Below are 9,506 nucleotides of genomic sequence, written 5' to 3'. Positions count from 1 at the left end.
CGCCGCCGCCCCGCGCCGGCGCCGCCCCCCCCCCCCCCCCCCCCCCCCCGGCGCCCCCCCCCCCCCCCCCCCCCCCCCCCCCCCCCCCCCGCAACACCGGCGAGCGAGGCGGCGGCTGTGCGGTAGCACGCCGGATCACCCGCCACGGAGCCCAAGTCGGCGTGACGGCCAGGGATCTCGAGGACCTGGTCCACGACTCTCACGAACGCCCCCCCTCGATCATGGTCCGAGCACGTTCGCGGCCAGGCCGACCTGCCGTACTTGACAATTCAGTACAGAACTCCCTAGATTTCTGACTGTTTAGTACACAACCATTCTCGAGCCCGTCGACCGGTTTGGTCCGTGCTTGCAACGACGCCGCGAAGGCCGCCCAGAGGTTCAACTGATGACTGTCAGGGCGGAGCACGCAGTTGGGCACAAGAACGAGCCAGCCGATGACGGCTGTTTCAGAACCAATACTTGGAGGACCTCATGACCGCACTCAGTACGGACAACACCGCACCGGAAGGCACGGATATCTCGTGATTGCCGCTGACGAGACGTTCGACGGGACATGGCCGTATCACGCCTATTTCAACGAGGCTTCCGGCTTCCGCCAGCATTATGTCGACGAGGGCCCCGAGCGGCCCGATCAGACGATCGTCATGCTGCACGGCGAGCCCACGTGGGGCTACGAGTGGCGACACCTGATCGGGCCGCTGTCACGTCACCATCGAGTGGTCGTTCCCGACCACATGGGCTTCGGCAAGAGCGAGACGCCGCAGGATCGCACTTACGACGCGAGCGAGCACATCTTGAATCTCGAATCGCTGCTCGTCGACACGCTCGACCTCACGGACATCACCCTGGTGGTCCGAGACTGGGGCGGCCCCATCGGCGCCGGGTTCGCATTGCGTAATCCCAGCCGGATCTCCCGGATCTTCGCAGTGAACACGGTGCTGCCCCTCGCCGAGGGCATCGACGATCTGATGATGGCCAACGGCGCCGAGAGCCGGTGGTTCCAGTGGGCCCACTCGGCGCTCGTGGACGGTTCGTTCGAGCAGATCCTCGGCAACGCGGGTCACACCATCGCCCAGCTGATGATCGACCTGCAGCATGTCGCCCGACCAGAGATCGCCACGCCGACGTGGATCAGCGCCTACTCCAGCCCCTTCCCAACCCCGGCAGAGAGCCGCGGTGTCATCGCGTTCCCCCGGCAGGTCCTGAAGGGCCCGCAGGGCACGCCGCCCGGCCCGCCGCCCATGGAAGCGGTCGCCGCGCTGCGAGGCCTGCCGACGATGCTGGCGGTCGGGATGCGCGACACCGCACTCCTGCCCAAGTACGTGATCCCGGCATTCAAGCTCAGCTACCCCGACGCACCTGTGGTCGAGATCCCGGGCGCCGGTCACTTCCCGACCGAGGACGCTCCCGAGACGCTGCTGGCGCTGCTCGAACTGTTCCTGCAGACGTCCGCGCGCACCTGATGGCCGAACGGCCGGCTCCGCGTGTGCGGAGCCGGCCGTTCGACGTGAGCGAGGCGCCCACCTCGACAAGGTCGCGGCCTATCCGGCACGTCCGAGTGAGGGTCTACCCCTATCACTGTTGGCGCGGGCGAGGCAGCAAGGCGAACGCGCTCTCCGCAATCGAGGTCAGGCGGGCGGGACCATGGCCGTACGCGCCTACGACATCGCTCCCGCGGATGACGGTCACCAAGAGATACGCAAGGTCGTCAGGATCCGCATCGGGGTCGATGTCGCCGTTGCGCTGCGCCGCCCGCACGCAATCGGCCACCGCCGTCCGGACTACGGAGAAGCAGTCATTTGCCAGGCGTTGCACCTCGGGGTCGGAGGCGCCGATCTCCAGGGCCATCTTGGCGGCGAAGCAGGTCGCCGCCGTCCGGTCAGACGCGGGGGGTACGTCGGCAGCGAGTGGCACCCCGTGGACGGCGCGGAGCAGGTACCCGTGCAGTCGTTCCAGGGCGCCCTCGTCCGGTCCGCCGAGCGCCTTCGGCGCAAACTGCGCCAGCCGGGCGAAGTACCCGTCCATCGCCTGCAGCAGCACGCCGTGCTTGCCGTCGAACGTGGCATAGAGGCTGCCGCGGCCCAGGCCGGTCGCGGCGCTGATGTCATCGACACTCGTGCCGTTGTAGCCCGAGGCGCGGAACTGCCGCTCGGCGGCATGGAGGACGTGGTCGCGGTCGAAGCTTCGTGGTCTTGCCATACGTAAAGGATAGGGCCGATCTATCGTATTTGACAATTCAGTACAGAACCGTCTAGATTTCTGACTGTTCAGTACACAACCATCCTGAGCCGCCGGGCAGGACCCCGCTCCAACCACCTAGAACTCGAAGGGTTGATCGAACAATGACTGACAAGGAACCGAAGGAGGCGATGGCTGTGATGACTCCTCCGTACGCCAGCGACGCGCTGGCCGACGGGACCGTCGACGCAGCGGTGATCGGTGGGGGCGCCGCGGGACTGAATGGTGCACTGATCCTCGCTCGCTCCCGCCGCTCGGTCGTCGTGATCGACAGCGGCGCCCCGCGCAACGCGCCCGCGGAGGCCGTGCACGGCCTCCTCGCCCTGGACGGCACCCCGCCGTCCGAGATCCTTCGACGGGGTCGGGAGCAGGTGCGCCAGTACGGAGGACGGGTCGTCCATGGCGAGGTGGTCTCGGCCGAGCCTGCCGCCCCGTCGGCGGACGGAGATCTGCGGTTCACCGTCACCCTGGCCGACGGCCGCAGCATCACCGCTCGCCGCATCCTGGTGGCGACCGGTCTCACGGATGTGCTGCCGGAGGTGCCCGGGCTCGCCGAGCACTGGGGGCACAGCGTGCTGCACTGCCCGTATTGCCACGGCTGGGAGGTGCGCGATGAAGCCATCGGTATCCTCGCCACCGGCCCGGTCTCCATCGACCACGCGTTTCTGTTCCGTCAGCTGACCGAGGACCTGACGTACTTCACCCACGGCACTGACCTGGACGCGGACAGCCGCGCCCGCTTCGCTGCCCGCGGCATCCGCGTCATCGACACCCCGGTCACCGAGGTCGTCAACGACACCGACGGCGCCCTCGCCGGTGTACGCCTGGCCGACGGCCAAGTCGTGGCCCGCCGCGTCCTGGCGGTCCTCGCGCAGCTGCAGATCCGTGCTCAGGGCCTGGAAGGTCTGGGCCTGCCGGTGGAGGACCTGCCGAAGGGTCGCAGTTTCGCGTCCGGCGTGTCCGGCGCCACCGAGGTGCCGGGTGTGTGGGTGGCCGGCAACGTCACCGATCTGGTCGCCCAGGTCGGGGCTTCCGCAGCGGCCGGCGCACTGGCCGGCGCCGATATCAACAGGATGCTGGCCATCGCGGACACCGACGCCGCCCTCCGAGCCCGCCTCGACGACTCCACATCCTCGGCTTCCTGAACTGCCAAACCCAACCCAACTGATGAAGGACACAACAATGACGGAGCGCAGTCCCATTCTGATCACCGGTGCCGGCGGCCAAGTCGGTGGCGTGAGCAGAGTGATGGTCGAGATGCTGCTCGAACAGGGCCACCCCGTGCGCGCGTTCGTGCGACGGGACGACGAACGCGCCCAGTCGCTGCGCGAGGCCGGGGCCGAGGTCTTCGTCGGCGACCTGCTCAAACTCGCGGACGCAGCCGCCGCACTGAAGGGCGTCAAGCGCATCTTCTTCAGCATGACCCCGCAGCCGTACTACGCCGATGCCCTCACCGTGATGGCCGCGGCGGCGCGAGCCCAGGGCGACATCGAGGCCTTCGTGCACCTGTCCAACTACGAGCAGTCCTACATGACGCTCGAGAAGATGGCCACACCGGATGACGAGCGGCGTTCTTGGCTCGGCGGACTGGTCACGGACTGGTCACCGCAGCAACGTGCACACTGGGTCTGCGAGCGGGTGTTGGACTGGTCCGGCCTCCCGACCATCAACGTGCGCGCGACCCTGTTCGCCGAGAACCCCCATCTGACCTGGATGCAACTGGGTGCACTGAGCAACGGTGAACTGCGGCTGCCCTTCGGCAACCAGCGGCTCGCACCCATCGCCGTTCACGACCTGGCAGAGGTGTGCGTGAAGGTGCTGGTCGACCCCGCACCGCACATCTCGAAGTCCTACGCGCTCACCGGCCCGGAACTGAAGGACATGTACGGATTCGCTGAGGACTACGCAGCCGTGCTTGGACGCCAGGTCACCTACATCCCTGAGGAAGTGGAGGCCTGGAACGAGGCCTTCCTCGACGAGACCGTACTGCAGGAGTCCCTGGGCGACCCCGCTACGGCCCGGCACGTGGCGGAGCACCTGAGGATCCAGACCAGGCTGATCGCCAGCGGGCGGTACGCCGTCCTCTCCGACCAACTCGAGAACCTCCTCGGGCACCCACCGCGGACCATGCGATGGGCACTGCAGAACAACACCAACCTGCGCGAACTGGCGATTGCTCCAAGCCGCTGAGCGCTCCGGAGCAGAAGAAGAACCCCGAGCACAGGGAACCCGCACAGCACACGACAACGTCGTGAGCACAACCTAAGGAAACCAACATGCATACAACTCCCCCAGTGGCCCTCGTGACGGGCGCCTCCTCCGGGATCGGGAGGGCGGCAGCGCTCGCCCTCGTGAACGCCGGCTTCGCGGTGGTCGGCACGAGCCGCAACGCGGCCAACACCGAGCCCCTCCCCGGCGTGACGTTCCTCGACCTCGACGTGGCCAGCGACGAATCGGTCCGCTCCCTGGTCGAGGAGGTGATCGAGCGGTTCGGCCGGATCGACGTCCTGGTCAACAACGCAGGCGTGGGCGCGGTCGGCGCCGGCGAGGAAAGCTCGATCAACCAGGCCAACGAGGTCTTCGACATCAACGTCTTCGGCCTGATCCGGATGACAAACGCAGTGCTCCCCCACATGCGCACCCAAGGCAGCGGCCGCGTGATCAACGTCTCCTCGGTACTCGGCCTGATCCCAGCCCCCTTCATGGCCATCTACGCCGCCACCAAGCACGCGGTCGAGGGCTACTCCGAGTCCATCGACCACGAGCTTCGCGAGCACGGCGTCCGGATGCTGCTGGTCGAGCCGGCCTACACAAGCACTAGCTTCGAGGCGAGCAGCATGGCACCCGACTCGCCCCTGCCGATCTACGCCGCACAGCGGGAGATCTCCCGAGACGTGCTGGCCACGGCCGTGCGCAACGCCGACGACCCAGACGTGGTCGCGAAGGTGATCGTCGCGGCCGCCACCGACGCCAAGCCCAAGCTCCGATACACCGCCGGCTCAATGGCCGCACGCGTCAGCCTCCTGCGCCGGATCGTGCCCTCGCGCGCCTTCGACAAACAGATCCGCAAGCTCAACCGACTGTCCCACTGACCCCCCGCAATACACCCAGCACCTGAGGAGACACATGTACACGACCAGAGACACCGAGGCCAGGATCAGCATCTCTCGTCCGACCACTCGCGGAAGAGGCTGACACACATGGAGTTCGAACACGTCACCTTCGACCTGCCACACGGCACCTTTCACGCACTGCAGGGCGGTGATCCCGATGGCCAACCGACGCTCGTCTTGCACGGCTTCCCGGACAATCCGTCGACCGCGGCACCCTTCCTTGCCGAGCTCGGCCGCCGCGGACGTCGCGTCCTCGCACCCTGGCTTCGCGGTTACGCGCCGTCCCCGACCGCGGGGCCGTTCGACTTCGCGTCCCTCACCGGTGACGTGCTCGCGCTGATCGACCGCTGGTCCCCCGGGCGCCCCGTGGAGTTGATCGGCCACGACTGGGGCGCCTTGATCACCTACGATGCCAGCGTCACAGCGCCGGAGCGGATCGAACGCGCGGTCACGCTCGCAGTCCCCCACCCACTCACTCTCCTGAGCCGGCCGCGCCTCGCTCAGCTACGCCGGATCTGGTACATGGGGCTGTTCCAGCTGCCGGGAAGCGGCTGGATAGCCACCGCTCGCGATCTCGCCTTCATCGACCGCCTGTGGCGCCAGTGGTCGCCTGGCCTCTCGCTCGATCCAGCTCTCCAGGCGGAGCTGCACGAGCATCTGCGGGCGAGCATGCCCGCGCCTCTGAAGTACTACCGCGCGATGCTGCGGCCCGGCATGATCGGGGCGACGCGGCGCCTGTCTAGGCCGATCACGGTGCCCCTGCTGCAGCTTTATGGTGCCGACGACGGCTGCTTCCTCCCGCCGAAGGTCGACGACCAGCACCGGTTCACCGCCCCACACGCGGTAGAGGTCGTCCCCGACGTCGGTCACTTCCTGCAGATCGAGGCCCCCGAAGCGATCGCAGAACGGATCGCGGCATGGGCGCAGTAGTGGCCAGTCGACCCTCGCGGCGAGGGGCATGGGTTCGGTCGACTCGTTCGGCCTCTGACCGTGCGTAACGCGCAAGAGAAAGATCGCTGGCGATCTGGTAGCGGACGCGGTTTGCAGCCAACCGGACCCGATCTTGGCTGAGCAGGTCAGCGAACGTCGGAATGCTCGCCCCGCAGGGCCGCGACGACCGCGGAGGTCGTGACGACCTGGGACCGGCTCATCTTCCTGTCGTACGGCCTGGCCGCGACCCTCGGCTTCACCAACTGTCCGCCTACTGTCCGGACGAGAACCATCACAGTCCGTCGACAGCCACCGTTCCGCTACGTGATTCCGCAGGTCAAACGGCATATGTCGTCAGCGATCATCTAAAAGCCGTCCCCGAGGGACCGGATCCCGGCTTACAGGCCATCCCGTCAGCTTCATCGGTCTGATCCGGTGTCACTGATCGAGGTTGCGGACGGCGATGCCCTCCAGCGCCCTCTTCACGGCCTTCTCCACGGCAGAGGCGGGTACGCCGGCCGGAACGACGAGCATCCCGATCGATGCCTCGCTCTCGTCGGCGAAGGTGCGATGGACGGCGGCCAGTGCCTGCTCGATCTCCCGCTGGGGGTCGGTGCACTCTCGCCGGAGCCATCGGCGAAGCACGCGGTTGTGTGCCGCGACGACGGCCGCTGCCGTCATCTCGGCACGGAGCTCCGCCTCTGGTGAGGCGTCGGCCCAGTGGCTCAGGTAGCGACGGAAGAGGCGCTGGTAGCGGGCACCGCTCACCAGCTCACGCTCACGGAGGGCCGGCACGGTGGAGGTCAGCCCGTAGCGCTCCCGCGCACGCTCGCCCTCCGCGACGTAGTGGAACAGCACGATCTTGACCGCGTCCGTGACGGCGGCGAGGCCGGCGTCTGCGGGCGAGGAACGGAGCCGCTCTTCGACCCGGCCGAGAATCTCATCGTGGTCGGGGAAGATCACCGCTTCCTTGGACCCGAAGGAACGGAAGAAGGTGCTGCGGCTGACGCCGGCCTCGGACGCGATGTCGTCGACAGAGGTGGCGGCGTACCCCTGGATCCCGAACAGGCGGAACGCCGCATCCGAGATCTCGTCACGCGCTGCTGCCATCACTCTCCCTTTTGGAACGATCCCTGGACATCATGCCGCATGACACTTAGTCTCACTCATTGACACTGAAGTTCACAAGGAGTTCCGTTGAGCGCCGAGCCCACCACCGCACCCGATTCCTCGGGCGCCGAGATCGATCTGCACACGACTGCCGGGAAGCTGGCCGAGCTGGAGCGTCGTCTTGACGAGGCTGTCCATGCTGGTTCCGCGAAGGCGGTGGAGAAGCAGCATGCGAAGGGTCGCCAGACCGCGCGGGAGCGGATCGAGATGCTGCTCGATGAGGGCTCGTTCCAGGAGGTCGATGAGCTGGCCCGGCATCGTTCGACCGCGTTCGGGCTGGAGAAGAACCGGCCCTTCGGGGATGGTGTGGTGACCGGGTACGGCACCATCGATGGCCGTCAGGTGTGTGTGTTCTCCCAGGACTTCACCGTCTTCGGTGGCTCCCTGGGTGAGGTCTATGGCGAGAAGATCACCAAGATCATGGACCTGGCGATCAAGACCGGGTCCCCGCTGATCGGGATCAACGAGGGCGCCGGCGCCCGCATCCAAGAAGGCGTCGTCTCGTTGGGGTTGTATGGGAAGATCTTCAAACGCAACGTCCACGCGAGCGGGGTGATCCCGCAGATCAGCCTGATCATGGGCAACTGCGCCGGCGGGCATGTCTACTCCCCCGCGGTCACCGACTTCACCATCATGGTCGACAAGACCTCCGGCATGTTCATCACCGGCCCCGACGTGATCAAGACCGTCACCGGTGAGGACATCACCATGGAAGAGCTCGGCGGCGCCCTGGCCCACAACTCCAAGTCCGGGGTGGCCCACTACATGGGCGCCGATGAGGCCGACGCCATCGACTACGTCAAAGCGTTGTTGTCCTACCTGCCCTCCAACAACCTCGAAGAACCCCCCGCCTACGAGGAGGTCGCGGACCTGGAGATCACCGGGCTGGACCGGGAGCTGGACACCTTCATCCCCGACGGCGGGAACCAGCCCTACGACATGCACGAGGTCATCTCCCATGTGGTCGATGATGAGGAGTTCCTCGAGGTCCAGCCCTTGTGGGCACCCAACATCATCATCGGCTACGCCCGCATCGAGGGCCGCCCGGTCGGGATCGTGGCCAACCAGCCGATGCAGTTCGCCGGCTGCCTCGACATCGACGCGAGTGAGAAGGCCGCCCGGTTCGTCCGCACCTGCGACGCCTTCAACGTCCCCGTGATCACCTTCGTCGACGTACCCGGGTTCCTGCCCGGCACCGACCAAGAACACAACGGCATCATCCGCCGCGGCGCGAAACTGATCTACGCCTACGCCGAGGCCACCGTCCCCCTGGTCACCATCATCACCCGCAAGGCCTACGGCGGCGCCTACGACGTGATGGGCTCCAAACACCTCGGCGCCGACATCAACCTGGCCTGGCCCACCGCCCAGATCGCGGTCATGGGCGCCCAAGGCGCCGCCAACATCATCCACCGCCGCACCCTGGCCGACCTGGAAGCCTCCGGCGTGGGCACCGACCAGGTCGAAGCCAAACGCGCCCAACTCATCGACGAGTACGAGACCACCCTGGCCAACCCCTACATCGCCGCCGAACGCGGCTACATCGACGCCGTCATCCCACCCCACGAAACCCGCGCCGAAGTCACCCGCGCCCTACGCCTGCTGCGCACCAAACGCGAAACCCTGCCCGCGAAGAAGCACGGGAACATCCCGCTCTGAGTGGGGCCCGAAGGGTCCCGCGAAGAGCGGATAAAGCCGAGTCGGCGCAAACGGACCGCAGCGAAGCGAAGCGAGCGAGGACCGGATTGCGCCGACTCGGCGGGCTCCCAACCCGAACCCCGCCCAACCCGAACCAAGAACCGAAAGGTGGTCACGGACATGACCAGCCCTGACGAGCAGAAGCCCCTGCTCAAGGTCATCGACCACAACGCCACCCCCGAAGAGATCGCCGCGATCGTGGCCGTCCTCTCCGCCCTCGGTTCAGCCGAGGCCCCGAAGAAGAAGCAGCGGACCCTCTGGGCCACCCCGCAGTTGCGTACCCCCATCCACCCCGGCCCCGGCGCCTGGCGCGCCAGCGCTCTTCCGAACTGAACACCGTAGAAAGCAGAACACCGT

9 protein-coding genes are annotated in these 9,506 nt (G+C 67.1%); 7 read left to right on the top strand and 2 right to left on the bottom strand.

The window, feature by feature from the left end; genetic code table 11:
- The first annotated feature begins 410 nt into the window (after nucleotides 1–410).
- Nucleotides 411–1,463, top strand: coding sequence for an alpha/beta fold hydrolase (locus ACIO3S_RS25515; protein WP_400468689.1), 1,053 nt, complete (start codon nucleotides 411–413; stop codon nucleotides 1,461–1,463).
- A gap of 112 nt (nucleotides 1,464–1,575) precedes the next feature.
- Here ACIO3S_RS25515 and ACIO3S_RS25510 read toward each other — a convergent pair whose 3' ends face one another.
- Nucleotides 1,576–2,199, bottom strand: coding sequence for a TetR/AcrR family transcriptional regulator (locus ACIO3S_RS25510; protein ID WP_400468688.1), 624 nt, complete (start codon nucleotides 2,197–2,199; stop codon nucleotides 1,576–1,578).
- A 143-nt stretch (nucleotides 2,200–2,342) separates the two neighbouring features.
- On the opposite strand from ACIO3S_RS25510, the gene ACIO3S_RS25505 reads away from it, so the two are divergent.
- The 4 genes from ACIO3S_RS25505 to ACIO3S_RS25490 all read left to right on the top strand — a co-directional run bounded on the left by ACIO3S_RS25505 (nucleotide 2,343) and on the right by ACIO3S_RS25490 (nucleotide 6,281).
- Entirely contained in the window at nucleotides 2,343–3,383 is a 1,041-nt protein-coding gene (locus ACIO3S_RS25505) for an NAD(P)/FAD-dependent oxidoreductase (RefSeq protein WP_400468687.1), read from the top strand.
- Nucleotides 3,384–3,420: 37 nt separating this feature from the next.
- Nucleotides 3,421–4,428 (top strand): NAD(P)H-binding protein, encoded by a 1,008-nt coding sequence (locus tag ACIO3S_RS25500; RefSeq protein WP_400468685.1) that lies wholly within the window; start codon nucleotides 3,421–3,423, stop codon nucleotides 4,426–4,428.
- Between the two features lie 86 nt (nucleotides 4,429–4,514).
- Entirely contained in the window at nucleotides 4,515–5,330 is an 816-nt protein-coding gene (locus tag ACIO3S_RS25495) for an oxidoreductase (protein ID WP_400468683.1), read from the top strand.
- 108 nt (nucleotides 5,331–5,438) lie between these two features.
- Nucleotides 5,439–6,281 (top strand): alpha/beta fold hydrolase, encoded by an 843-nt coding sequence (locus tag ACIO3S_RS25490; protein WP_400468681.1) that lies wholly within the window; start codon nucleotides 5,439–5,441, stop codon nucleotides 6,279–6,281.
- Nucleotides 6,282–6,719: 438 nt separating this feature from the next.
- Here the strand turns inward: ACIO3S_RS25490 and ACIO3S_RS25485 are convergent, their stop codons facing one another.
- The gene (locus tag ACIO3S_RS25485) at nucleotides 6,720–7,391 is read right to left on the bottom strand and encodes a TetR/AcrR family transcriptional regulator (RefSeq protein ID WP_160022120.1); all 672 of its coding nucleotides are present in this window, start codon (nucleotides 7,389–7,391) and stop codon (nucleotides 6,720–6,722) included.
- Nucleotides 7,392–7,478: 87 nt separating this feature from the next.
- Here ACIO3S_RS25485 and ACIO3S_RS25480 point away from each other — a divergent pair, with 87 nt between their 5' ends.
- Together ACIO3S_RS25480 and ACIO3S_RS25475 are read left to right on the top strand one after the other, a co-directional pair.
- Nucleotides 7,479–9,110, top strand: coding sequence for an acyl-CoA carboxylase subunit beta (locus ACIO3S_RS25480; RefSeq protein WP_400468679.1), 1,632 nt, complete (start codon nucleotides 7,479–7,481; stop codon nucleotides 9,108–9,110).
- Nucleotides 9,111–9,269: 159 nt separating this feature from the next.
- A complete protein-coding gene (locus tag ACIO3S_RS25475; protein ID WP_400468678.1) occupies nucleotides 9,270–9,482 on the top strand; it encodes an acyl-CoA carboxylase subunit epsilon in 213 nt (70 codons plus the stop codon).
- Nucleotides 9,483–9,506: the final 24 nt, after the last annotated feature.

The organism is Nocardioides sp. NPDC087217 (assembly GCF_044744805.1).
GTDB lineage: Bacteria > Actinomycetota > Actinomycetes > Propionibacteriales > Nocardioidaceae > Nocardioides.
Note: the sequence above shows the minus strand (reverse complement) of the source record. Positions and strands in the feature narration are given on the sequence as shown.

Excerpts from the sequence above, each read along its gene's own strand:
- ACIO3S_RS25500 (WP_400468685.1), top strand. The coding sequence starts at position 3,421 with ATGACGGAGCGCAGTCCCATTCTGATCACCGGTGCCGGCGGCCAAGTC.
- ACIO3S_RS25490 (WP_400468681.1), top strand. The coding sequence starts at position 5,439 with ATGGAGTTCGAACACGTCACCTTCGACCTGCCACACGGCACCTTTCAC.
- ACIO3S_RS25485 (WP_160022120.1), bottom strand. The coding sequence starts at position 7,391 with ATGGCAGCAGCGCGTGACGAGATCTCGGATGCGGCGTTCCGCCTGTTC.
- ACIO3S_RS25475 (WP_400468678.1), top strand. The coding sequence starts at position 9,270 with ATGACCAGCCCTGACGAGCAGAAGCCCCTGCTCAAGGTCATCGACCAC.
- ACIO3S_RS25505 (WP_400468687.1), top strand. The coding sequence starts at position 2,343 with ATGACTGACAAGGAACCGAAGGAGGCGATGGCTGTGATGACTCCTCCG.
- ACIO3S_RS25510 (WP_400468688.1), bottom strand. The coding sequence starts at position 2,199 with ATGGCAAGACCACGAAGCTTCGACCGCGACCACGTCCTCCATGCCGCC.
- ACIO3S_RS25495 (WP_400468683.1), top strand. The coding sequence starts at position 4,515 with ATGCATACAACTCCCCCAGTGGCCCTCGTGACGGGCGCCTCCTCCGGG.